The 22,033-nt window shown below is 67.7% G+C and carries 19 protein-coding genes; 6 read left to right on the forward strand and 13 right to left on the reverse strand.

The window, feature by feature from the left end; translation table 11 throughout:
- Window positions 1–79: 79 nt before the first annotated feature.
- Window positions 80–1,738: a thiamine pyrophosphate-binding protein gene (locus ACETK8_RS04405; protein WP_374038303.1), complete on the reverse strand. Its 1,659-nt coding sequence runs from the start codon at window positions 1,736–1,738 to the stop codon at window positions 80–82.
- Window positions 1,739–1,852: 114 nt separating this feature from the next.
- Between ACETK8_RS04405 and ACETK8_RS04410 the strand changes: the two genes are divergently transcribed.
- Window positions 1,853–1,990, forward strand: coding sequence for an entericidin A/B family lipoprotein (locus ACETK8_RS04410; protein ID WP_374038304.1), 138 nt, complete (start codon window positions 1,853–1,855; stop codon window positions 1,988–1,990).
- 55 nt (window positions 1,991–2,045) lie between these two features.
- Here the strand turns inward: ACETK8_RS04410 and ACETK8_RS04415 are convergent, their stop codons facing one another.
- Window positions 2,046–3,407: a glutamate--cysteine ligase gene (locus tag ACETK8_RS04415; protein ID WP_374038305.1), complete on the reverse strand. Its 1,362-nt coding sequence runs from the start codon at window positions 3,405–3,407 to the stop codon at window positions 2,046–2,048.
- Window positions 3,408–3,480: 73 nt separating this feature from the next.
- On the opposite strand from ACETK8_RS04415, the gene ACETK8_RS04420 reads away from it, so the two are divergent.
- Entirely contained in the window at window positions 3,481–4,059 is a 579-nt protein-coding gene (locus tag ACETK8_RS04420) for a hypothetical protein (protein ID WP_374038306.1), read from the forward strand.
- A 2-nt stretch (window positions 4,060–4,061) separates the two neighbouring features.
- Here ACETK8_RS04420 and ACETK8_RS04425 read toward each other — a convergent pair whose 3' ends face one another.
- The 3 genes from ACETK8_RS04425 to ACETK8_RS04435 form a co-directional block, all read right to left on the reverse strand.
- The gene (locus tag ACETK8_RS04425) at window positions 4,062–4,499 is read right to left on the reverse strand and encodes an ion channel (RefSeq protein ID WP_374038307.1); all 438 of its coding nucleotides are present in this window, start codon (window positions 4,497–4,499) and stop codon (window positions 4,062–4,064) included.
- A 3-nt stretch (window positions 4,500–4,502) separates the two neighbouring features.
- Window positions 4,503–5,216, reverse strand: a complete 714-nt coding sequence (locus tag ACETK8_RS04430; protein WP_374038308.1) for a 16S rRNA (uracil(1498)-N(3))-methyltransferase — start codon at window positions 5,214–5,216, stop codon at window positions 4,503–4,505.
- A gap of 75 nt (window positions 5,217–5,291) precedes the next feature.
- Window positions 5,292–5,900, reverse strand: a complete 609-nt coding sequence (locus ACETK8_RS04435; RefSeq protein ID WP_374038309.1) for a C39 family peptidase — start codon at window positions 5,898–5,900, stop codon at window positions 5,292–5,294.
- Between the two features lie 207 nt (window positions 5,901–6,107).
- On the opposite strand from ACETK8_RS04435, the gene ACETK8_RS04440 reads away from it, so the two are divergent.
- Window positions 6,108–6,491, forward strand: coding sequence for a GIY-YIG nuclease family protein (locus ACETK8_RS04440; protein WP_374038310.1), 384 nt, complete (start codon window positions 6,108–6,110; stop codon window positions 6,489–6,491).
- A gap of 20 nt (window positions 6,492–6,511) precedes the next feature.
- Here ACETK8_RS04440 and ACETK8_RS04445 read toward each other — a convergent pair whose 3' ends face one another.
- The 3 genes from ACETK8_RS04445 to ACETK8_RS04455 all read right to left on the reverse strand — a co-directional run bounded on the left by ACETK8_RS04445 (window position 6,512) and on the right by ACETK8_RS04455 (window position 10,122).
- A complete protein-coding gene (locus tag ACETK8_RS04445; protein WP_374038311.1) occupies window positions 6,512–7,675 on the reverse strand; it encodes an acyl-CoA dehydrogenase family protein in 1,164 nt (387 codons plus the stop codon).
- A gap of 176 nt (window positions 7,676–7,851) precedes the next feature.
- Complete coding sequence (locus ACETK8_RS04450) at window positions 7,852–9,636, reverse strand: acyl-CoA dehydrogenase C-terminal domain-containing protein (protein ID WP_374038312.1); 1,785 nt, start codon at window positions 9,634–9,636, stop codon at window positions 7,852–7,854.
- A 3-nt stretch (window positions 9,637–9,639) separates the two neighbouring features.
- Complete coding sequence (locus ACETK8_RS04455; protein WP_374038313.1) at window positions 9,640–10,122, reverse strand: MerR family transcriptional regulator; 483 nt, start codon at window positions 10,120–10,122, stop codon at window positions 9,640–9,642.
- A 232-nt stretch (window positions 10,123–10,354) separates the two neighbouring features.
- Between ACETK8_RS04455 and ACETK8_RS04460 the strand changes: the two genes are divergently transcribed.
- On the forward strand, window positions 10,355–10,543 hold the full coding sequence (locus tag ACETK8_RS04460; RefSeq protein ID WP_374038314.1) for a DUF2256 domain-containing protein: 189 nt from the start codon (window positions 10,355–10,357) through the stop codon (window positions 10,541–10,543).
- On the opposite strand, the gene ACETK8_RS04465 is transcribed toward ACETK8_RS04460, so the two are convergent.
- From ACETK8_RS04465 to ACETK8_RS04475, 3 genes are all read right to left on the reverse strand, one after another.
- The gene (locus ACETK8_RS04465; RefSeq protein ID WP_374038315.1) at window positions 10,512–10,955 is read right to left on the reverse strand and encodes a DoxX family protein; all 444 of its coding nucleotides are present in this window, start codon (window positions 10,953–10,955) and stop codon (window positions 10,512–10,514) included. The two genes, ACETK8_RS04460 and ACETK8_RS04465, sit on opposite strands and share 32 nt — an antisense overlap.
- Window positions 10,956–11,381: 426 nt before the next feature.
- A complete protein-coding gene (locus ACETK8_RS04470; RefSeq protein ID WP_374038316.1) occupies window positions 11,382–11,591 on the reverse strand; it encodes a hypothetical protein in 210 nt (69 codons plus the stop codon).
- Between the two features lie 98 nt (window positions 11,592–11,689).
- Window positions 11,690–13,111 carry a protein adenylyltransferase SelO gene (locus ACETK8_RS04475; RefSeq protein WP_374038317.1) on the reverse strand — a complete coding sequence of 474 codons (1,422 nt, stop codon included), beginning with the start codon at window positions 13,109–13,111 and terminating at the stop codon, window positions 11,690–11,692.
- Between the two features lie 189 nt (window positions 13,112–13,300).
- Here ACETK8_RS04475 and nhaA point away from each other — a divergent pair, with 189 nt between their 5' ends.
- Window positions 13,301–14,488, forward strand: coding sequence for a Na+/H+ antiporter NhaA (nhaA, locus tag ACETK8_RS04480; RefSeq protein WP_374038318.1), 1,188 nt, complete (start codon window positions 13,301–13,303; stop codon window positions 14,486–14,488).
- A 256-nt stretch (window positions 14,489–14,744) separates the two neighbouring features.
- Window positions 14,745–17,405 (forward strand): TonB-dependent receptor, encoded by a 2,661-nt coding sequence (locus tag ACETK8_RS04485; protein WP_374038319.1) that lies wholly within the window; start codon window positions 14,745–14,747, stop codon window positions 17,403–17,405.
- A gap of 295 nt (window positions 17,406–17,700) precedes the next feature.
- Here the strand turns inward: ACETK8_RS04485 and ACETK8_RS04490 are convergent, their stop codons facing one another.
- Window positions 17,701–20,784 carry an efflux RND transporter permease subunit gene (locus ACETK8_RS04490; RefSeq protein WP_374038320.1) on the reverse strand — a complete coding sequence of 1,028 codons (3,084 nt, stop codon included), beginning with the start codon at window positions 20,782–20,784 and terminating at the stop codon, window positions 17,701–17,703.
- 9 nt (window positions 20,785–20,793) lie between these two features.
- Complete coding sequence (locus ACETK8_RS04495) at window positions 20,794–21,936, reverse strand: efflux RND transporter periplasmic adaptor subunit (RefSeq protein WP_374038321.1); 1,143 nt, start codon at window positions 21,934–21,936, stop codon at window positions 20,794–20,796.
- Window positions 21,937–22,033: the final 97 nt, after the last annotated feature.

A 22,033-nucleotide genomic window follows, 5' to 3' on the forward strand; every position in this document is an offset into this window, starting at 1 on the left:
TTCACCCCTCACCCGATCACGCCAGGACGACGGCTAAAGCCGCCGTGCGTGATCTCCCTCTCCCGCAAGGGGAGAGGGGTTATTTGGAGCGCAACCCCGTGATCGTCCGGTTCGGCGCGATGTCCTCGGCCGAGGTGATCAGATGCACCAGCGCGGGCCGTTCCTTCGCGGCGTCGCGGGCGGCCTGGAGGGCGGCGGGAAAGTCGGCGGTGGTCTCGCAGCGGATGCCGAAGGCGCCGAAGGCCTCGGCGTATTTGACGAAGTCGGGGTTCTTCAGGTCGGTGGCGATGACGCGGGCGGGGTAGTGCCCCTCCTGGTGCATGCGGATGGTGCCGAGCGTGCCGTTGTCGACGACGATGACGACCGGGTTGATACCGTACTGGGCGGCGGTGGCCATCTCCTGTCCCGTCATCAGGAACTCGCCGTCGCCGGCGACGCAGACGACCTCCCGCTCGGGATGCAGCGACTTGGCGGCGATGGCGGCCGGGTAGCCGTAGCCCATGGCGCCCGAGGTCGGGCCCAACTGGGTGCGGCAGGCGCGGTGGCGATAGAAGCGGTGCAGCCAGGCGGCGAAGTTTCCGGCGCCGTTGGTGACGACGGCTGAGGCCGGCAGGACCTCGCCGAGGTGGGCCATGCACTCCGACATATTGACCGCGCCGGTGACCGGCACGGGGGTGGAGAAGGCCTGGTAGTGGTCGTGGGCGGCACGGGCAGCGTCGTGCCAGGTGCGGCCGGGTTCCAGCGTGGCGAGGGCGTGGGCGGCGAGGGCGTTGTCGGCGACCGCGCTGGTCAGGGTCGCCCAGACGCGGCCGAGTTCGGACGGCTCCGGATGGATGTGGACCAGTTTCCCGGCGGTCTCGTCGCGGGTGAACAGGGTGTAGCCCTGGGTCGGGTTCTCGCCGAGCCGGGCGCCGAGCGCGATCAGGAGGTCGGCGTCACGGGCGCGCTTCATCAGCTCCGGATTGCAGCCGAGGCCGAGGTCGCCGGCGTAGTTCGAACGGTCGTTCGACAGGATGTCCTTCCTCCGGAACGACAGGGCGACGGGCAGGCCCAGACGCTCGGACCAGTCGCCGATGGCGGCGGCCGCCTCGTCCGTCCAGCCGGACCCGCCGAGCACCAGGAGCGGGCGTTCGGCCTTCGACAGACGTTGACCCAGATCGGCGAGGAAGGCGGGGTCGAGGCCGGCTTTCGCGGGCGTCACGGCGCGGACCGGGGCGGGGCCGCCGGGCTCGTGCAGGATGTCCTCGGGCAGGGCGATGACGACCGGGCCCATGCGGCCTTGCAGGCTGGTAGCGAAGGCGCGTTCGACGATCTCGACGGTGCGGTCGGGGCTCTCCAGCTCGGTGGCCCATTTGGCCAGGCCGCCGAAGACCTCGCGATAGTCGACCTCCTGGAAGGCGCCCCGGCCCCGGTCGGTCAGGGCGATCTGGCCGACGAACAGGATCATCGGCGTGGAGTCCTGATGCGCCGTGTGGACGCCGATGGAGGCGTGGGTGGCGCCCGGTCCGCGCGTGACCATGCAGACGCCGGGCTTTCCGGTCATCTTGCCATAGGCCTCGGCCATGTTGGCGGCGCCGGCTTCGTGGCGGCAGGTAACGACCTGGATTTCGGGATGATCGACAAGGGCGTCCAGCACGGCCAGATAGCTCTCGCCCGGCACGCAGAAGACGCGGGTGACGCCGTTGACGGCCAGGGTTTCGACGAGACGACGGGCGGCGGTTCCGGCGGGCTGGGTCATGCCCTCGGACTAGCAGATCGAGCCTGCGTTTGGCGACCTCCACAGCTCCGCCATGGTCATGGAACCCGTGATGAAGCTTGGCGTTATCGGAGCTTCACCATTGGGGACTTCACCATGAAAAAGATCATCACCCTGTCGCTGGTCGCCGCCGCCCTGGCCGTGTCGGCCTGCAACACCATCTCGGGCGTCGGCCGCGACGTCTCGGCCGCCGGTTCGGCCGTCAGCTCGGGCGCCGAGTCCGCCAAACACTAGGCCGGGTTCACCGCGAACTGCGAAGGCCCGCCGGTTTCCGGCGGGCCTTTTGCCGTCAGTAGGCGAAGTCGCGGTAGATCCGGTCGACGTCGCCCTTCCACTCGCCGTGATAGAGGTCGAGCATCCGCTCGGCCGGGGTGACGCCGGTGTCGGCGATGTCTTCCAGCTCGGCGAGGTAGCCACGCTCGTCCACCATGCCGCCGGAGAAGCGGGCGCGGTTCTTCAGGCCTTGCTTGGCGATGGCCACCATGTCGACGGCGATGTCGCGCACCGAGCGGCCGGCGACTTCGGCGCGTAGGCCCAGCTTGGTCACGTCGCGACGCAGCCGCTCGTGATCCTCGATGTCCCAGTCCTTGCAGAGGTCCCAGGCGGCGGCCAGGGACGGCGCGTCGTAGAAGATGCCGGTCCAGAGGGCGGGCAGGGCGCAGATGCGGCTCCAGGGCCCGCCGTCCGACCCACGCATCTCCAGATACTGTTTGAGACGGACTTCCGGGAACAGCGTCGTCAGGTGATCGCCCCAGTCCTTCAGCGTCGGCAACTCGCCGGGCAGGGCGGGCAGCTTGCCGTCCAGGAAGTCGCGGAACGACTGGCCCGAGGCGTCGACGTATTTCTCGCCGCGCTTGGCGAAATACATCGGGGTGTTCAGGGCGTAGTTCGCATAGGTCTCGAAGCCGAAGCCGTCCCTGAAGACGAAATCCAGCATGCCGGTGCGGTCCGGATCGGTGTCGGTCCAGACGTTGGCGCGGGCCGACAGGAAGCCGTTCGGGCGACCCTCCGTGAACGGACTACAGGCGAACAGGGCGGTGCCGATGGGCTGGAGCGCCAGACTGGTGCGGAACTTCGCGACCATGTCGGCTTCGGAATCGAAGTCGAGATTGGCCTGGATGGTGCAGGTGCGCAGCATCATGTCGAGGCCCAGATTGCCCTTCCTGGGCATGTAGGCGCGCATGATGTCGTAGCGGCCCTTGGGCATGACGGGGATGTCTTCGCGCGTCCATTTCGGGTCGAAGCCGGCGCCGAGGAAGCCGAGGTTCAGTTCGTCCGCGACCATCTTCACCTCCATCAGGTGCTGGCCGGTCTCGGAGCAGATATCGTGGATGGTCTGGAGCGGGGCGCCGGACAGTTCGAACTGGCCGCCGGGTTCGAGCGAGATGGAGGCGGTGAAGCCCTCGGCGTTCTTGCGCTCCAGGGCGATGACCTTGCCGGCCTCCTCGACCGGGGACCAGCCGAAGCGCTGCAGGCCGGTCAGCATGGCCAGGATGCCGTTCGGGCCTTCATAGGTCGGGCGACGCAGGGTCGATTTGTCGAAGCCGAACTTCTCGTGCTCGGCGCCCACGCGCCACTGGTCCTTGGGCTTGATGCCCTTGGACATGACGCCGATCAGGTCGTCGAGGGTGAGCGGCGCGGTTTCGGTCATGGGAGCCCCAGCGGGCGTCTGGCCCGTCGCGGCTAGATGGGCGAGATTGCCGCAGGTCTCAAGGGGTAGGGCGATGGGCAGGGAAGCGTTCGTCGAGGCGAGCTACGCCGGGCGGTCGGGAAAGGCGAAAGCCTTGCTGGAGGCGGAGGGGATCATCCTGCGCCGGCCGCTGGGGCTGACGATCGCGCGCGGCTCGATCCGGGGGCTGATCGTCGAGGGCGGCGATCTGGTCGGACAGGCGGAGCAGGGACCGTTCCGGCTGGGTCTCGGGGCCGGAGAGGCGCTGAAGTGGAAGGCGGCGCTGGAGAAGCCGTTGCCGACGCTCGCGGAGAAGATGGGGCTGTCGCCGGGCATGGCGGTGTGGATCTTCGGGACGCTGGACGGGGCGGAACTGGAGGGTGCGCTGGCGGACGTCGAACGGGTCGAACCGGCTGACGCCGTGCAGGGCGTGGCGCGGGTCGAGGGGCCTGAGGCGATGGAGGCCGTGGCGGCGGTGACGCCCTCTCCCGTCTGGATCGTCCACGGCAAGGGCAAGGCGGCGGTGTTCGGGGACAACGCCGTGCGGGCGGCGATGCGGGCCGAGGGCTGGATCGACGTGAAGTCCTGCGCGGTGTCGGAGACCCTGTCGGCGACGCGATATCGCAGGCGCTGACCTCAGTCGTGATGGCGCGCGGGCATGAAGCGGGTCATCAGGGTCACGAAGAAGGCGATGGACCAGCCCAGCAGAAGGGCGCCGTTGATGCCCTCGATGGCGCCCAGCAGCTTCCATTCCGGTGCGACCAGGGTGTCGGAAAAGCCGATCGAGGCGTAGGTGACGGTCGAGAAATAGACGGCGTCACGCAGGGTCTCTATGGCGCCGATGCCGCGATAGAGGGCGGCGTAGAGCCAGATCTCGATCCCGTGCAGGACCAGAAGACCGACCGTCGCCATGACCGCGACCAGGGCGCCCTCGATGGAGACCGGGCTGATCCGGGCATGGTCCTTGGACCGGTCGCGCATCTCCAGCAGGCGGCCGAGCATCAGGAGGCCCGCCCCGTGCAGGATCACGGTCAGAAGGACCATGACGGTCGAGAGGGCCAGCTCGACCAGCATCGGCTAGCGCTCCCAGTCGCCGACGGCGGCCTGCCACAGGGTCATGGCGGCGATGGCGGCAGTGTCGGCGCGCAGGATGCGGGGGCCGAGCGAGACGGCGGTGGTGAAGGGCAGGGCGATCAGCCGCTCGCGCTCTTCGGCCGAGAAGCCGCCTTCGGGCCCGATCAGGATGGCCCAGGGGCCGGGCTCGGTGACGGCGGAGGCGACGGGGGCGCCGCCGGTCTCGTCGCAGAACATCAGGCGGCGGGCGGGATCCCAGTCGTTCAGGAGGGCGTCCAGCTTCACCGGATCATCGACGGTCGGAACGTCGAGGCGGCCGGTCTGTTCGGCGGCTTCCTCGGCGATGGCGTCCAGGCGGTCCAGGCGGAGCCGGTCGGCGTTGGTGCGCTGGGTGATGGTCAGGCGCACGCGCTTGGCGCCGAGCTCGGCGGCCTTCTCCACGATGGTCTCGACGCGGGCCTTCTTGACCACGGCGACGATGAGTTCGAGGTCGGGGCCGTAATGCTGGGGGCGGACCTGTTCCTCGGCGCGCAGGATGACGCCCTTCTTGAGCACCTCCGCCACGCTGACCCGCCACTCGCCGTCCGTGCCATTGAAGACGAGGAGGTCGTCGCCGGCCTTGAGCCGCATGACCTGGGTCAGATAGCGGGACTGATCGAGCGTGGGCGCGATGGCGGCGCCGGCGGACAGAGGCTGGGGGACGTGGAGGCGGATCATGCGGCTAGTGATAGCGCGCGCCGTCACCTTGTCATCCCCGACGCAGCGAAGCGGGGATCGGGGATGGGCGCAGACCTACGCCGTCCTCGGCCGGGTCAGGATCAGATACCGCCCGTCCCGGCCGTAGGCGCTCTCGTTCCAGACCTCGCCGAAGGCGGCGTAACTCATCGAATAGCGGCCGGGCGCGGGGGCTTTCGGGTCGACGATGTGGAGTTCGCGCCTGGCGGCGTCGAAGCCGTGGACGACGAAGGCGTGGCCCTCCGGCACGCTGACGTCGGCGAGGACGGGACGGCCGTCGGCGAGGGCCTCGGTGATGGCGCGCAGGCCCTCGTCCAGACCCTGGGCGGTGACGGCGTAGCGGCGCTCGATCCAGCCGTAGCCCAACTGGCCGATGCCGCGCAGCAGGTCGTCGTAGGCCGTGACGGTGAAGTCGTTGAAGGGCAGGGCCTCGTCATAGGTCCGGCCGTGGGCGAGGGATTTCAGTTCGCGCGGCGGGCGCGGGTCGCCGTAGTAGTGCAGGATCATGGCGGCAGCCGTCGGGACGGCCTGCATCGCCTCCTGGCGGATGTGGATGACGCCCAGTTCGACGCGCTGGGTCGCGCGCGTCTGGGCGTCCACGGCCTGGTCGCAGCCGGTCGTCACCAGGGCCGCGCCGCCGCCGAGAATGAGTCGTCTGGAGAGCATCGCCGTCCTTCCTGGAGAACGGGAGTCTGGGCTCGCTGATTTAATGAAGAGCGAACGCGTGACTGAGGGCTCTTACCTAGGAGCGCCCGCGTGGTGTCGATTCAAACACCTTGTCATCCCCGACGCAGCGAAGCGGAGATCGGGGACGAGGCGCACAATCTTGACCTCTCCCGGACAACCCGCAAGGGTTGAGCCGGGAGGGCGGTAATGGCGAAGGCGTTCTATGTCTACATGCTCGCCAGCGGGCCGTGCGGTTGGCTCTATGTCGGCGTGACCAACGACCTTGTGCGGCGCGTCTCGGAGCACAAACAGGGCGTCTTCGATGGCTACACGGCCGAGCACGGTATCCATCAGCTGGTGTGGTTCGAGACCCATCAGTACATCGACAAGGCGATCGTTCGCGAGCAGCGGATCAAACGCTGGCTGCGGGAATGGAAGTTCGCGCTGGTCGAGAAGGACAATCCGAGATGGCAGGACCTGTACGGCCAAGTCAGGGCCGAACAAGCTTTGGCCCGGTTCGGCGGAGCCGACCGGGCCTGTGAGTTTGCTGCGTCTGCGTCCCCGATCTCCGCTGCGCTTCGTCGGGGATGACAAGGTGACGATGGCGCCGGTTAGAGCGACCGCGCGATCAGCACCTTCATGATCTCGTTGGTGCCGCCGTAGATGCGCTGGACGCGGGCGTCCTTGTAGAGCTGGGCGATCGGGTACTCGTTCATGTAGCCGTAGCCGCCGTGCAACTGGAGCATCTCGTCCAGGACCTCGCCCTGGATGTCGGTGACCCAGTATTTGGCCATCGACGCGGTGACGGCGTCCAGTTCGCCCTTCAGGTGCTGGCCGATGCAGTGGTCGACGAAGACCTTGGCGACGGTCAGCTTGGTCTTGACCTCGGCCAGCTTGAACTGGGTGTTCTGGAACTCCATCACCGACTTGCCGAAGGCCTTGCGGCCTTTGACGTATTCGATCGTCTCCTTCAGGCCCCGCTCGGCGGCGGCGATGCCCTGGACGGCGATGTTCAGACGTTCCTGGGGCAGTTGCTGCATCAGCTGGATGAAGCCGCGTCCCTCGACCCCGCCGACGATGTTGTCGGCCGGGACCTGGACGTCGTTGAAGAACAGCTCGGAGGTGTCGTTGCCCTCCATGCCGATCTTGTGGAGGTTGCGGCCGCGCTCGAAGCCGGCCGCGCCGTCGGTCTCGACCACGATCAGGGAGGTGCCCTTGGCGCCCTCGGCCGGGTCGGTCTTGGCCACGACGATGATGAAGTTGGCCAGCTGGCCGTTGGTGATGAAGGTCTTGGAGCCGTTCACCACATAGCCGTTGCCGGACTTGATGGCGGTGGTCTTGACGCCCTGCAGGTCGGAGCCGGCGCCCGGCTCGGTCATGGCGATGGCGCCGACCAGTTCGCCCGAGGCCAGACGCGGCAGCCAGCGCGCCTTCTGCTCCTCGGTGCCGTAGTGCCAGATGTAGGGGGCGACGATGGCGTTGTGCAGCGAGATGCCGAAATGGTCCGCACCTTTCCAGCCGAGCTGGCGCATCAGCACCACCTCATGCCGGTAGTCGCCGCCCATGCCGCCGTCTTCCTCGGGCATCGACAGACCCAGCAGGCCCGCCTCGCCGGCCTGGTTCCACAGTTCGCGAGGGACGGTGGAGTTGGCGATCCAGCTCTGGACCGCTTCCGGCGGCGCGTGTTCGTCGATCCATTTGCCGACGCTGTCCGAGAAGAGGGTGATCTCCTCGTCCTGCATGAAATCGGGTTCGGCGACGTTGAGGACGTTCATGGACTTCGCTCGATCATCTCCCTCCCCCTGCGGGGGAGGGTGGCCGCGCAGCGGCCGGGTGGGGGCGGCAAGGCGACGTGGCGACGGTCGGTGGGGCCTTGCCTGGCCGTCCCCACCCGGTCTCCGCTTCGCTTCGACCACCCTCCCCCGAGGGGGAGGGAAAGGTCAGTTCAGTGTCAGAACGCCTCGGCCGGCATCTGCATCAGGACCTCGGCGCCGGTCTTCAGCTTGGTCAGGTGGGCCTGGGCGTCCGGCAGGATGCGTTCGACGAAGTAGCGGCCGGTCTGCATCTTGGTGACGTAGAAGGGATCGTCCGAACCGGCGTCGATCTTGGCCTGAGCCGCCTTGGCCATCTGGGCCCAGAGGTAGGCCAGGGCCGTCAGGCCGAACAGGTTCAGATAGTCGGTCGAGGCGGCGGCGGCGTTGTCCGGGTTGGCCATGCCGTTCTGCATCAGCCACATGGTGGCCTCCTGCAGCTTCTTCTTGGTATCGGCCAAGCCGTCGACGAAGGGTTTGATCGGACCCTCGGCGCCGTTCTCGGCCACGAAGGCGTCGATGTCGGCGAACCAGCTCATGATGGCGCGGCCGCCGTTCGACGGCAGTTTCCGACCTACCAGATCCAGCGCCTGGATGCCGTTGGTGCCCTCGTAGATCATGGTGATCCGCGCATCGCGCAGATACTGGCTGGCCTGGAAATGCTCGGTGTAGCCCGAGCCGCCGTGGACCTGCATGCCCAGCGACGCGACGTGGAAGCCCTTGTCGGTCAGATAGGCTTTCAGCACCGGCGTGATCAGGCCCATGTAGTCCTTGGCCTTCTGGGCCGTGGCCTCGTCGGCGGACTTCTCGAGATCGGCCTGCAGCGCGGTCCACAGGATGAAGGCCTGGCCGCCTTCGACGAAGGCCTTGGCCTCCAGCAGCATGCGGCGGACGTCGGGGTGGACCATGATCGAGTCAGCCTGTTGATCCGGGCTCTTCGGTCCGGTCAGGCTGCGGCCCTGAATGCGGTCGTGGGCGAACTCCAGCGCGGCCTGATAGGCGGCGGCGCCGATGGCCAGGCCCTGCAGGCCGGTGCCCAGACGCGCCTCGTTCATGACCACGAACATGTTGTTCATGCCCCGGCCTTCCTCGCCGATCAGCCAGCCGGTGGCGCCGTCATACTGCATGACGCAGGTGGCGTTGCCGTGGATGCCCATCTTGTGCTCGAGGCCGGTACACATGAGCGCGTTGCGCTCGCCCAGCGAGCCGTCCTCGTTGACCATGAACTTGGGCACCAGGAAGAGCGACAGGCCCTTGATGCCGGCCGGCGCGCCTTCGACACGGGCCAGGACGGTGTGGATGATGTTCTCGGCGAAGTCGTGCTCGCCGGCCGAGATCCAGATCTTCTGGCCGGTGATCTTGTAGGTGCCGTCGCCCTGCGGGACCGCCTTGGTCCGCACCATGCCCAGGTCCGTACCGCACTGGGGCTCGGTCAGGTTCATGGTCCCGCCCCACTCGGCCGTGGCCATCTTGGGCAGGTATTTGTCCTTCAGCTCATCCGAGGCATTTGCGTGGATGCCCGCATAGGCGCCCGCCGTCAGGCCCGGATACATGGAGAAGGCGGCCGAGGCGCCGGCGGTGAACTGGCCGAACGCCATGCCGACAACGGCCGGCATGCCCTGACCGCCATAGGCCGGATCCGCCGACAGGGCGGGCCAGCCGGCCGCGACCATGGCCTGATAGGCTTCCTTCCAGCCCTTCGGACCGGTGACGACGCCGCCTTCGGCCCAGTGGCAGCCTTCCTTGTCGCCGGAGTGGTTGATCGGGGCGATGACCTCCTCGGCGAACTTGGCGCCCTCCTCCAGGATCTGACCGACCAGGTCCGAGGAGATGTCCTCGAAGCCGGGCTGGTTCGTGTAGCGGTCGATCTCCAGAACCTCGTTCAGGATGAAGGTCAGGTCGCGGACGGGCGCCTTGTAGGCCATGGGTCAGGCTCTCAGCTTGAACGGATGATGGGCGTGGTTGTCGAGGTGTTCGCGCAGCACCGAGGCATATTCCTCGGCGCCGGGCAGAAGGTCGGGGCGCTGTTCGGACAGGCGGGCCTCCATCGCGGCGCAGGCCTCCTCGGCCATCTCGATGGCGGCGTCGAGGTCTTCGCGCTGCTGTTTCAGGGCCTCGATCTGCGCGCGGTGGCGGCGCAGGGCGATGGCCATCTGATGGGTGTTGCCGTCGTTGCGGTCGTACAGATCCAGCATGTCCTGGATCTCGGTCAGGGTGAACCCGATGCGACGGCCGCGCAGGATCAGCTTCAACCGAACGCGATCGCGCGCGTTATAGACCCGCGTCTGGCCCTTGCGGTCGGGGGTCAGAAGGCCCTTGTCCTCATAGAAGCGAAGGGCGCGCGCGGTCGCCCCGAACTCCCGGCAGAGCTGGCGGATCGAATAGGTGCGATGATCGTCGGCGGTCGCCATGGACTGGACATAGCCCAAACTTGACGCGGACGTAAAGGGAAGCTTTTGCAGCTCCCTATCCTTTCGTCATCCTCCGGCGTAGCGCAGCGGAGACCGGAGGACGCAGCGGCGCGCGAGAGCGCGAACCTGTCACGGACACGCCTGCTTCGATATCCTGCCTGAACAGATCGCCTTCGGCGCCGCTGCGTCCCCCGGTCGCTTCGCGCCGGAGGATGACGAAAGAAGGAGAGGCATGGCCAAGAAGCACGTCAACGACGCCGGCACGGCCAAACGCGATCTGCCCCAGAAGACGTGCGTCTCCTGCGGCAGGCCGTTCACATGGCGGGCGAAATGGGCGCGCGACTGGGACCAGGTGAAGTTCTGCTCCGACCGCTGTCGGCGCGCGGGCGTCAGCGGCGGCCCAGCAGGACCGGGATGGTGATGGCCAGAAGGACCGCATTGGTCAGGGCCAGGCCGATGTCCATGCCGATCATGTGGACGGTCAGCATGATCGCTTCCATGGCGACCAGGCCGGCGGCCGAGACCAGCAGGGGCCAGCGACCGATCTTCCACGAGAACAGCGGCATCAGAAGGCCGAGCGCCAGGATGATCTCGACGATGCCGACGCCGCGCACGAGGTTCTGCGACACCAGGGCCGGCCAGGTCATCAGGGCGACCAGATTGTCCATCGACTCGGTCAGCTTGGCGTAGCCGGCGGCGAAGAAGAACATCGCGGCCCAGCCCTGCAGGGTCCAGAGCGCCAGGTTCCGGTAACCGGCGATAGTGCGGGCGCGCGCCGGGGAGACGGGGGCGCGGGTGACGGGCGAGGACGGGGCGGGGAAGGTCGAGGACATCGGTGCGTTCGTTTCGTCGGGGAGGACGGTTGAATTGGTAACAGTGTCTAGATCAGATCGATGTTCGGGTTTCGCAAGAGGTCGCAAACCACACCGTAACCGACAGTGATGAAGAAGCTTTGCCGTAGCCTGGAGGCCGAGGCGTGGCGGGAAGGTTGAAAGTCTGTAATCCGGGGTCTGCCCCCGTCTCAGACTCCTATATGGCAGAGTTTCCGGGCGATGTCATCAGCCGTAGACATCAATTGATGACATCAGCTGATGACTTAATGTTTCGCGTGGCGGAAACGCCTGTCTGCCTGGGCTCAACCGGCATCGACGCCGGGAGCAGCGCGGCCGGCTTTCAGGGGTGAAAGACGGCTGCGACGGGTTGGTCGAACGCGTGGGCGACCCGAAGCGCGTGAAGCGGACGGCGGGCCGCCTTGCGTTTCACCCTGCGTGGCGCCGGCCGAAACTCGCCACCGCGGCGACGATGGTCACAGCCAGCAGGGTGGTCCCGATCGAGGGCGAATAGGCCCAGGTCGCCGGCCATAGCGGCAGCGGGTCGGTCAGGCCGAAGCTGAGCACCGTCGTGACCAGAAGGGCGAGGGTCATAGCTCCAGGCGAGCGCCAGTCCTGGGCGGAGGTCGTCTTGCTCATTGGATGTCTCCCTTTCGTTGACAAGGGTGTTTTACATCATGGGCTGGATAAGTCAAGTTCGCTTGACATGACGTAAGGCTTGAAGCGAACTGTGTCGATCAGGTCGAACCACCTGCCAGGGATCTGGCGCTACGGGCCGTTTCCAGCCGGGCCAGCTTTTCGGACAGAGGCGACCAGTCGTCGTTGGCGTCGATCGCAGCCCAGATCGCCTCGACCTCGCCGATCAGCAACTCCTCCGGATCGGGGCGAGCGAAGACGGGGTTTTCCAGCCGTTCGGGCCGGTCCGGCTCGTGCTCGAACAGGGCGAAACGGAAGGCATCGAAGGCCTTGCCCTGCCAGTCCTTGGCGCGCGGTCCGGCCAAGGCGCGGGCCGAGGACGAGAAGCCGGCGAACCAGTCGTGGAACAGGGGCTCCCACCGTACCGCCTCGCCCTTCTCGCGCAGCAAGGCCAGGGTCGTGTCCATCAGCCTCTGGTCGGCGGCCTCGCCCAGCGACTTGACGCCCAGCCGTTCCAGGAAGGCGGCGCGCAGTTCCCGGATATAGGCGGGGCCGAAGCCGTTCAGGGCCTCGGTCAGGGGCTCGACGTCGGCGACCAGCTTCAGACAACCGGCCAGTTGGGTCAGGTTCCAGAACACCGCCTCCGGCTGGCGCGCGAAGGCGTAGAGGCCGGTCTGGTCGAAATAGGCGGCGGTGAAGGCCGGGTCGTAGAAGGGCAGGAAGCGCCAGGGACCGTAGTCGAAGCTCTCGCCCGTGACGTTCAGATTGTCGGTGTTCAGCACCCCGTGGACGAAGCCGGCGGCGACCCAGCGCGCCGTCAGCCGGGCCGAGGCGGCGACGATGGCGGTCAGGAGGCCCGGCGCATCCCCCTCGGGGACGGCCGGGTGGTAGAGGCTGCGAACGTGCTCGATCAGGATCTCGATCTGGTCCCTGCGGCCAAAGAAGGCGGCGCGCTGGAAGGTCCCGAAGCGGATGTGGCTATGCTGGAGCCTGACCATGACGGCCGAGCGGGTGGGGGAGGGTTCGTCGCCGCGCTGCAATTCTTCGCCCGTCTCGATCAGCGACAGGATGCGGCAGGTCGGCGCTCCTTGAGCCTCCAGCATGGCGGCGGCCAGCACTTCGCGCACCCCGCCCTTCAGCGTCAGGCGGCCGTCTCCGGACCGGGACCACGGGGTCGTGCCCGATCCCTTGGTTCCAAGATCCAGCAGCCGTCCCTGATCGTCGCGAAGCTGGGCCGCCAGGAAGCCGCGTCCGTCGCCGAGGTCGGGGTTGTAGGTGCGGAACTGGTGCCCGTGATAGCGCATGGCGAGGGGGCCGGGCTGGCCGGGCAGGGGCTGGAACCGGCCGAAATGGGCGATCCATTCGGCGTCGGTCAGGGTCTGGAGCCCCACGGTCGCAGCGGCCCGGTCGTTGCGGACGCGCAGGAACGTCTCCGGGAAATCGGCGGGTGCGACGACGTCGCCGAACTCCGGGCCCAGGTCGGAGAAGCGAGGGTCGGGTCGATAGTCTGGGCTGACGGGCATGGGCGCCAGATGCGGCTTGTCGCGGGCGCGCGCAACCGGTTCCGGTTGAACCTGTCCGGCTTGGCGGTATTCTGTCGGCAGGGATCAGGCCCTCGCGGCCAGGCCGGCGTCGCTGTCGCAGCGACGAACCCGGTCCGGCGCCCGTCGATAACCGGGCGCCACGGAACAACTTCCAGATCGGAGGCCGCCGTGGCGCGCAAACTGACACTCGATTTCCTGAAGACCGAGGCCGCCTCGGGCGCCGTGCTGGGCCTGGCGGCCCTCGCCGCCCTGATCGTGGCCAACTCGCCCCTGTCGGCGGCCTATTTCCAGTGGCTGAAGAGCGAGCACCTGTTCCAGGCCGGGCCGCTGATGCTGGAGTTGTCGGTCTCGGAGTGGATCAAGGAAGGCCTGATGGCGGTCTTCTTCCTCGTCGTGGGTCTGGAGATCAAATACGAGATCCGGCACGGCGAACTGAGCGATCCCCGAAAGCTGGTGACGCCTGTGGTCGCGGCGCTCGGCGGCATGCTGGCCCCGGCCGTGGTCTATCTGGGGGTTGCGGGTCTGCTGGGCGGGCCGCATCAGGGGTGGCCCATCCCGTTGGCCACCGACATCGCCTTTGCGCTCGCCGTCTTCGCCCTGGTCGGGAAGGGGCTGCCGTCGTCGCTGCGGGTCTTCCTCCTGACCCTGGCCATCGTCGACGACCTGGGCGCCATCGCTCTGATCGCCGTGCTGTTCAGCCAGGGCGTGGACTGGATGCTGGTCGGGGGCGCGGCCGTTCTGCTGGTCGTCGGCGCCATCTGGTCCTTGCGCCGCATCCCCGCGCCCTTCTGGGTGCTGGGCTTTGGCCTGATCTGGTGGATGAGCGTGCAGGCGGGATTGAGCACGTCTCTGGCCGCCGTCGCCTTCGCCGCCATCGTTCCGGTGTCGCCGCGCGCGGAGGATCAGCAAAGCCCGCTGAAGGAGGCGATGCACGATCTGCACCCCTATGTCGCCTGGCTGGTCCTGCCGCTGTTCGCCTTCGCCAAGGCCGGGGTGTCGTTCTCAGGCCTTTCGGTGGATCAGATGTTCGGGCCGCTCGTCATCGGCATCGCGGCCGGCCTCTATGTCGGCAAGCAGATCGGGGTGTTCGGGGCGGCCTGGCTGGTCTCGACCCTGAACCTCGGCGCCCGTCCCAGCCAGGCCAACTGGCTGCAGGTCTATGGCGTTTCTCTTCTGTGCGGCGTCGGCTTCACCATGAGCCTGTTCATCGGCGCCCTGGCCTTTCCGGGCGCGGTCGACTCGCCCGAGCAGGTCGAGGTCAAGCTGGGCGTCATTCTCGGCTCTATGTTATCGGCGATAACCGGCGCGGTGGTTCTTTTGGTCGCATCCCGGCGTGACCGGGCGGCCAAGGCATGAATGTTGCCGATTACTCACCCTTCGGACGCGAATATTGACCTAAGGTCATCACTTTCTGTCGCTTTTGCGTCACACAGGGCCCCGCGCCAAGGCCGAAACGTGGCGCGGGCCCAGCGTTCTCCTTGTCGCAAAGACCGGCTTCGATTACGCAAAACGTTCGAGAATCCGACGCTCCAGAAGAGGGTGCGGGTTGGGAATTCAGGAAACGCCACGACGCCTTTCGAGAGGGTGTCGGGCCATGAGCCGGGAGCCATCCATGCGTCTTACTCAAATTCTTCGTTGCACCGCGTCGGCCGCCGTCGTCGGCGCCGTGGCCTTCGGCTTCGCCGGAACGGCCTCGGCTCAGGATCAGGACGGTCAGGCATCGACCGTCGACGACATCGTCGTCACCGCCCAGCTGCGCGAGCAGAGCCTGCAGGACGTGCCCGTCGTGGTCACCTCCCTGTCGGCTGAATCGCTGCAGAACGCCGGCGTTCGCGACATCAAGGACCTGACGGTCCTGACCCCCGGCATGACGGTCACCTCGACCCAGTCGGAAGCCTCGACCACCGCCCGTATCCGCGGCGTCGGCACCGTGGGCGACAACCCCGGCCTGGAAAGCTCGGTCGGCGTCGTGATCGACGGCGTCTATCGCTCGCGCAACGGCGTCGGCTTCGGCGACCTGGGCGAAATGAGCCGCATCGAGGTTCTGAAGGGCCCTCAAGGCACGCTGTTCGGCAAGAACACCTCGGCCGGCGTCATCAACATCATCACCGCGGCTCCGTCCTTCACCCCCGGCTTCAACGCGGAACTGACGGCCGGCAACTTCGGCGCCATGGGCGCCTCGGGTTCGATCACGGGTCCGCTCTCCGACACGATCGCCATGCGCCTGTACGCCGGCCGCCGCGTGCGCGACGGCTTCTATTCGGTGGACACGGGCGACGGCCCGCGCTCGACCCGCGACGACGCCAACCAGGACTTCTACACCCTGCGCGGCCAGCTGCTGATCCTGCCGTCGGACAACGCCTCGGTCCGCATCATCGCCGACTACTCGAGCCGTGATGAATACTGCTGCCTCGGCGTCGTGACGCGTTCCAGCCCGACCGCGGCGATCATCAACATCCTGACGGCTCCGAACGGCCCGGGCACCGCCGCCCAGGCTCCGGCGCCGGGCATCACGCCGTTCTCGCGCCGCGCCTACGCCAACCGCGACACCGGCCAGCAGATGGAAGACATGGGCCTGTCGGTCGAGGCCAACCTCGACATCCCGTCGTGGAACGCCCGCCTGACCTCGGTCACCTCGTGGCGCGACTGGTCGACCGTCAACGGCCAGGACATCGACTACACCGGCGCCGACATCCTGTATCGCCCGCAGGGCGGCGGCTACGGCTACGACCTGTCGAACATCACTCAGGAAATCCGCCTGGCCGGCACGTCCGACCGCTTCGACTGGCTGGTCGGCGGCTTCGCCACCCTTGAGAACATCGGCCGCGACGACACCTTCTACTTCGGCGCCGACTACAACCCGTTCATCTCGCTCCTGCTGACGTCCAGCCTCTCGGCCCAGACCGGCGGCGCGATCGCCGCCAGCCCGGCGCGCCTGGGCTGCTTCTCGAGCAACTACAACCTGATCCCGGCCGCCGCGCGCGCGACCTACTTCCTGGGCTGTCTGCAAGGCAACCCGGCCGCTCCGGCCCTGCCGGGCGCCCCGGTCAACATCCTGGGCCAGGGCGTGGTCGACCACTACAGCCAGCGTTCGGAATCGGTGGCCCTGTTCACCAACAACAGCTGGCGCGTGACCGACCAGCTCGAGCTGACCCTGGGCCTGCGCTACACCCTGGACAACAAGCGCCTGCTGGGCCTGCAGGACAACGTCAACGGCAACGGCAACTCTTGCGCCGCCGTCCTGGGCAACCAGGCGACGATCGTCCAGGCCTTCACCGCCGCCCTGGGCAGCGCCGCCGCCGGCGCCGCGGCCGCCAGCGCCCTGATCGGACCGCAGTGCCTGCCGTGGAACAACGTCTTGTACGACAATCGCGCCATCGAGGAGAACAACGACGACGGCGTCCTGTCGGGCACGGTCAAGGCGGCCTACCGCCTGAACGACGACCTGATGTTCTATGGATCGTACGCCCGCGGCTACAAGGGCTTCGGCTACAACATGGACCGCGTGCAGACGGGCGTGACCCCGGACGCCTCGCTGTACTTCCCGGCCGAGACCGTCGACAGCTATGAGCTGGGCTTCAAGTCCACCCTGCTGAACCGCTCGCTGCTCTTCAACGCCACCTACTTCTACCAGGCGTTCGAGGACTTCCAGCTGAACACCTTCCTGGGCACGGCCTTCGTGGTCGAGTCGATCCCGGAACTGACCACCAAGGGCGTCGACGCCGACGTGATGTGGTTCACCCCGGTCGACGGCCTGACCCTGTCGGGCGGCCTGACCTACACGGACGCCGAGTATGGCCGCTTCACCGCCGCCGACCTGACCAGCGCCGGCCGCTTCCCGCAGCTGTCGCTGCTGCCGGGCTCGCGTCCGTCGTTCGCTCCGGAATGGTCGGCCTCTGCCTCGGTCAACTTCGACCGTTCGATCGGCATGGGCATGCGCGCCGGCTTCGCCCTCTCGGCCAAATACATGACCGAGTACAACACGGGTTCGGACCTGATCCCGTTCAAGATGCAGGACGCCTTCACCGTCGTGAACGGCCGCATCTCGATCGGTTCGGAAGACGAGCGCTGGACGCTGGAAGCCTGGGCCCAGAACCTGACGGACGAAGAGTACGTCCAGGTCGCCTACAACTCGCCGCTGCAAGGCACCGCCTTCCAGTCGACGGTCCAGCCGAACGGCACCTTCTACAACCCGGCGCTGGACACCCAGGGCATCAGCGCCTTCCTGGGCGCCCCGCGCACCTTCGGCGGCACCCTGCGCATCAAGTACTGATCCGGGCATAGACCTGGACGACTGAGCCGGCCGGGGGCGACCCCGGCCGGCTTTTTCTTGTCTGCAGCGCAGCGGCGACAGGGTTGAAAACGGACCTTGCTGCCCGAGGCAGGCGGGCGTCTGGTCCATAGTCGGGGAGAAGGCGACGGGTGGTGCGGGGCCTTGGCATCGGCAACAGGCCGCCCGGCGGCGGCTCCGTCAGGCTGCGGACGCCGGGCGTCTCCGGGACAAAGAAGATCCCGCCACCCGGGAGGACGACGCGAGCTCCAGGTCTTATCGGGCTTGAGCGCGGGGCCTATTCGGCGGGTGCCGTCTCCGAGCCATGGGTGTGGTGCTGGCCGGCGAACATCTTGCCCATCCGACGTCGGAACCAGCCTGAGATGTCATCCACGATGGTGAAGATCGGCGGGATGAACAGCAGGGACAGGAAGGTCGAGGAGATCAGGCCGCCGACTACCGCGATGGCCATCGGCTGACGGAACTCCACGTCGGCGCCCACGCCCAGGGCGATGGGAACCATGCCGGCCCCCATGGCGAAGGTGGTCATCAGGATGGGGCGGGCGCGCTTGTGCGCCGCGTCCATGATGGCGTCGAGCCGATTCATCCCCTCCTGCTCGGCGATGACGATGTAGTCGACAAGAAGGATGGAGTTCTTGGCCGCGATCCCCATCAGCATCAGCACCCCGATCAGGGACGAGATCGAGAAGCTGGATCCGCCGATCATCAGGGCGATGAAGGCCCCGCCGATGGCCAGAGGCAGCGAGGCCATGATGGTCACCGGATAGGCGAAGCTGCGGAACAGCAGCACCAGGACCGCATACATCAGGAGGATGCCGGTCATGAACGCGATGGCGAAGCCGTTGATCATCTCGGCGATGAACTCCTGGTCGCCAGCCGGCACCTGGCGCACGCCTTCGGGCAGGTTCTGGACCGAGGGCAGCTTCTGGACCAGGGCGCCGGCCTCTCCCGACCGGATGCCGTCCAGCTCGGCCGTGATCGAGGCGATCCGCGAACGGTCCTGACGCCGCACCTGGGACGGACCGGCGCCGAAACGGATCTCGGCCACGGCGCTCAGCGGCACGGCGCCGCCCGCCACGGTGGGAACCCTCAGGTTCTCGATCACGGACAGGTCTTCGCGGGCGTCCGGGGTGAGGCGCAGCCGGATCGGCACCTGGCGGTCACCGAGATTGTATTTCGGCAGGTTCTGATCGACGTCGCCGATGGTGGCGACCCGAACGGCCTGGGCGATGGCGCTGGTCGAGACACCCATCAGGGCGGCCTGGTCTTGCCGCGGAGTGACCAGAATCTCGGGCCGAGCGATCGACGCCGTATTGACGACATTGGCCAGACCCGGAACCGTCCGCATCTCCGCCTCGACCTGACGCGCCGCGGCCGTCAGGGCCTCGCCGTCGTCGCTGAGGATCGAGAAGGTGTAGCTGGTCCCGTCCGATGGGCCCCCGCCCTGCTGGGCGATGCCGGCGCCGATGCGGGCGCCCGGAATGTCCTTCCAGCTGTCGACCATGGTGCGGGCGAAGGCCTGCTGGCTCAGCTCGCGTTTTCCCTTGCCGACCAGGTCGGCATAGACGTTGGCCTGGTTGACCTCCTGACCGCCGATGGCGGCGTAGACCGAGGTCACCTCCTCACGCGCGCGCAGATCGCGGGTCAGGCGCTGAACGATGGCGTCGGTCTGGGCCAGGGTCGCGCCCGGCGGCAGTTCGACCGAGAAGCCGGCCCGGCTGACGTCGCCAGAGGGCTGGAACTCGAACGGGACGCGCGTCGCCAGGACGCCGCAGCCGACGAACAGGGCCGTCCCGATGGCGAAGACCTTCCAGCGGTTCTTCAGGCTCCAGCTCAGGGCCTTCAGATAGTTGGCCATCCAGAACGGGTCTTTGTCCTCATGCTTCTGGTGCTTCAGCAGATAGGCGGCCATCAGCGGCGTCAGGGTCCGCGCCACGACCAGGGAGAAGGCCACGGAGACGCAGGCCGCCAGGGCGAAGGCCTTGAAGAACTGGCCGATGATGCCCGGCATGAAGCCGACCGGCGCGAAGACGGCGATGATGGTGGCGGTGGTGGCGACGACGGCTAGGCCGATCTCGTCGGCCGCCTCCATCGAGGCGTTGTAGGGCGACTTGCCGTCCCGCATGTGTCGGACGATGTTCTCGATCTCCACGATGGCGTCGTCGACCAGGATGCCGATGGTCAGGGACAGGGCCAGCAGGCTGACCACGTTCAGCGACTGCCCCATGGGCTCCAGCACCGCGAAGGTGGGGATCAGCGACAGGGGCATGGCCACCGCCGTGATCAGGGTCGCCCGCCAGTCGCGCAGGAAGATGAAGACCACGATGACGGCCAGGACGGCGCCGAGGGCCAGGGCTTCCAGCGACGCGAAATAGCTTTCCTCGATCTGTTCGACGCTGGCCGTGACCTGTTCGATTTCCAGCTCGGGATTGTCCTCGTCGATCTTGGCGACCGCCTCGCGGACCCGGTCGGCGATCTTGACCTCGGAAGCCGTGCGCGAGCGCAGGAAGTTGAAGGTGATGGCTTCCTGGCCGTTGTAGCGGGCCAGACGGCGGGGTTCGGACCAGTGGTCCTCCACCGTGCCGAGGTTGCCCAGGCGCACGGTGCGCCCGCCGCCCAGAGGGACCAGGGTCTCGCGCAACTGCTCGATCGAACCGGCCGCGCCCAGGGTGCGGATCGATCGTTCGGACCCCGAGATGGTGACCCGGCCGCCCGGCTGGTCGGAGTTGACGCCGGTCAGGGCCTGGCTGACAGAGGCCGCCGTCAGGCCGTAGGAGGCCAGCCGGTCAGGATCCAGCTCGACCGAGATCTCCCGGTCGACGCCGCCGGAACGGTTGACCTCGCCGACGCCCCCGATGGCCAGCAGAGTTCGGGACACGTCGTTGTCGACGAACCAGCTGATCTCCTCCGGCGTCATGGTCGAGGAGCGGATGACCCAGGTGATCAGGGCGTCGCCCGTGATGTCGATGCGCTGGACCACCGGCTGCTGCATGTCCTGCGGCAGGACGGGTCGCAGGCCGCTCATGGCGTTGCGGACGTCGTTGGTGGCGCGCTCGGTGTCCGTGCCCAGTTCGAACTCGATGGTCGTGGTGGAGACGCCGTCGGTGATCTGGGAGTTGATGTGGCGCACGCCCGACAGGCCGGCGAGGCTGTCCTCGATCAGCCGGGTGACCTGCACCTCCATCTCGCTGGGCGCGGCGCCCGGACGGGCGGCCGAGACCAGAACCAGCGGGAAGTCGATGTCCGGGTTGTTGTTGACCCGCATGCTGCTGAAGCTGATCAGTCCCGCAATGGTCAGCAGCGTGAACAGCAGGATGATCGGGATCGGATTCTTGATCGACCAGGAGGAGATGTTCTTCATGGCCGGGTCCTAGCGGGCGGCCGGAGCGGCGGCGGACGCCGCGGGAGCCTGCGCCGGCACGACGTTGACCCGGTCCCCGTCGCCGAGGAAGCCTGCGCCCTCGACCACCACCTGGGCTCCGGCGTTCACCCCGGTCACCGAGGTGCGATCCTCGGCCCGCGACAGGACAGTGACCTGCTGGAAGCGGACGTGGCCGTTGGTCATCAGGATGAAGACGCCCGAACGGTTCTCGCGGTACAGGATCGAGACGGTCGGCACGGTGATGGTCGGCTGGGCCCCGACGTCGATCGAGGCCTTGGCGAACATGCCGGAGCGGAAGCCGCCGCCCGCCAGGGCGATGCGGGCGACGCCCAGCCGGCTGTTGGCGTTGACTTCCGGCGTGACGATGCGGACGCGACCGGTGGTCTGGCCGACCTGATCCGAAGACACCGTCGCCGTCTGGCCTGCGCGGACCAGGGCCAGTTCGGTCTCCGGCACCTGGGCGTCGAGTTCCAGCCGGCCGTCGCGGACCATGCGGAACATCTCGGTCCCGGCCTGGACGATCTGGCCGCGCGTGACGCTGCGGCTGATGATCAGGCCCGAGACGGGGGCGCGCAGGGTGGCCTGGGCCAGGCGGGTCTGGGTTTCCGAGAGGGCCGCGCGGGCCGAAGCCAGGTTGGCGGAGGCGGCGCGCTGGTTGGCCAGGGCCGCGTCCAGCGAAGCCTGGCTGAGGAAGCCGCGCTCCTTCAACTCCTGCGACCGGGCCAGGGCCGCATCGTCGCGCGACAGGTTGGCCTCGGCGGTCTGGACGCCGGCCTGCTGCTGGCGCAGCTGGGCGCGCAGCAGGGCGTCGTTCAACTGGACCAGGGGCTGGCCCTGGCGGACGTAGGTTCCTTCATCGACATAGACGGCCGTGGCGACCAGGCCGCCGACCTCGGCGCCCACAGGCACCTCTTGCCAGGCGGTGACGGTGCCCGACGCCGTGACCAGGCGCGGCAGGGTGATGGTGGAGGCGGTCGCGACCGTGACGGTCGGGCCCGACGCACCGGGGGCTTCGGACTTCTCGGCCTTCTCGTCGCCATGCCCGCCGCAGGCGGCGACGGTCAGGCCGAGCCCCAGCATCAGGGCAAGGGCGAAGGTGCGGATGAGGCGGGTCGAAGGCGTGGGGGCCACGGAGCGATCCTGTATGTCTGGCCGGTCGAAGCGCCGCCGGCAGGGGAGGTCAACCGGTGATGACATGACCGGCGAGCGGGGCCTCCATACCGCGTTC

This window comes from Brevundimonas staleyi, assembly GCF_041893865.1.
In the GTDB taxonomy this organism is placed as follows: domain Bacteria; phylum Pseudomonadota; class Alphaproteobacteria; order Caulobacterales; family Caulobacteraceae; genus Brevundimonas; species Brevundimonas staleyi.

Excerpts from the sequence above, each read along its gene's own strand:
- ACETK8_RS04405 (WP_374038303.1), bottom strand. The coding sequence starts at position 1,738 with ATGACCCAGCCCGCCGGAACCGCCGCCCGTCGTCTCGTCGAAACCCTG.
- ACETK8_RS04410 (WP_374038304.1), top strand. The coding sequence starts at position 1,853 with ATGAAAAAGATCATCACCCTGTCGCTGGTCGCCGCCGCCCTGGCCGTG.
- ACETK8_RS04415 (WP_374038305.1), bottom strand. The coding sequence starts at position 3,407 with ATGACCGAAACCGCGCCGCTCACCCTCGACGACCTGATCGGCGTCATG.
- ACETK8_RS04420 (WP_374038306.1), top strand. The coding sequence starts at position 3,481 with ATGGGCAGGGAAGCGTTCGTCGAGGCGAGCTACGCCGGGCGGTCGGGA.
- ACETK8_RS04425 (WP_374038307.1), bottom strand. The coding sequence starts at position 4,499 with ATGCTGGTCGAGCTGGCCCTCTCGACCGTCATGGTCCTTCTGACCGTG.
- ACETK8_RS04430 (WP_374038308.1), bottom strand. The coding sequence starts at position 5,216 with ATGATCCGCCTCCACGTCCCCCAGCCTCTGTCCGCCGGCGCCGCCATC.
- ACETK8_RS04435 (WP_374038309.1), bottom strand. The coding sequence starts at position 5,900 with ATGCTCTCCAGACGACTCATTCTCGGCGGCGGCGCGGCCCTGGTGACG.
- ACETK8_RS04440 (WP_374038310.1), top strand. The coding sequence starts at position 6,108 with ATGGCGAAGGCGTTCTATGTCTACATGCTCGCCAGCGGGCCGTGCGGT.
- ACETK8_RS04445 (WP_374038311.1), bottom strand. The coding sequence starts at position 7,675 with ATGAACGTCCTCAACGTCGCCGAACCCGATTTCATGCAGGACGAGGAG.
- ACETK8_RS04450 (WP_374038312.1), bottom strand. The coding sequence starts at position 9,636 with ATGGCCTACAAGGCGCCCGTCCGCGACCTGACCTTCATCCTGAACGAG.
- ACETK8_RS04455 (WP_374038313.1), bottom strand. The coding sequence starts at position 10,122 with ATGGCGACCGCCGACGATCATCGCACCTATTCGATCCGCCAGCTCTGC.
- ACETK8_RS04460 (WP_374038314.1), top strand. The coding sequence starts at position 10,355 with ATGGCCAAGAAGCACGTCAACGACGCCGGCACGGCCAAACGCGATCTG.
- ACETK8_RS04465 (WP_374038315.1), bottom strand. The coding sequence starts at position 10,955 with ATGTCCTCGACCTTCCCCGCCCCGTCCTCGCCCGTCACCCGCGCCCCC.
- ACETK8_RS04470 (WP_374038316.1), bottom strand. The coding sequence starts at position 11,591 with ATGAGCAAGACGACCTCCGCCCAGGACTGGCGCTCGCCTGGAGCTATG.
- ACETK8_RS04475 (WP_374038317.1), bottom strand. The coding sequence starts at position 13,111 with ATGCCCGTCAGCCCAGACTATCGACCCGACCCTCGCTTCTCCGACCTG.
- ACETK8_RS04485 (WP_374038319.1), top strand. The coding sequence starts at position 14,745 with ATGCGTCTTACTCAAATTCTTCGTTGCACCGCGTCGGCCGCCGTCGTC.
- ACETK8_RS04490 (WP_374038320.1), bottom strand. The coding sequence starts at position 20,784 with ATGAAGAACATCTCCTCCTGGTCGATCAAGAATCCGATCCCGATCATC.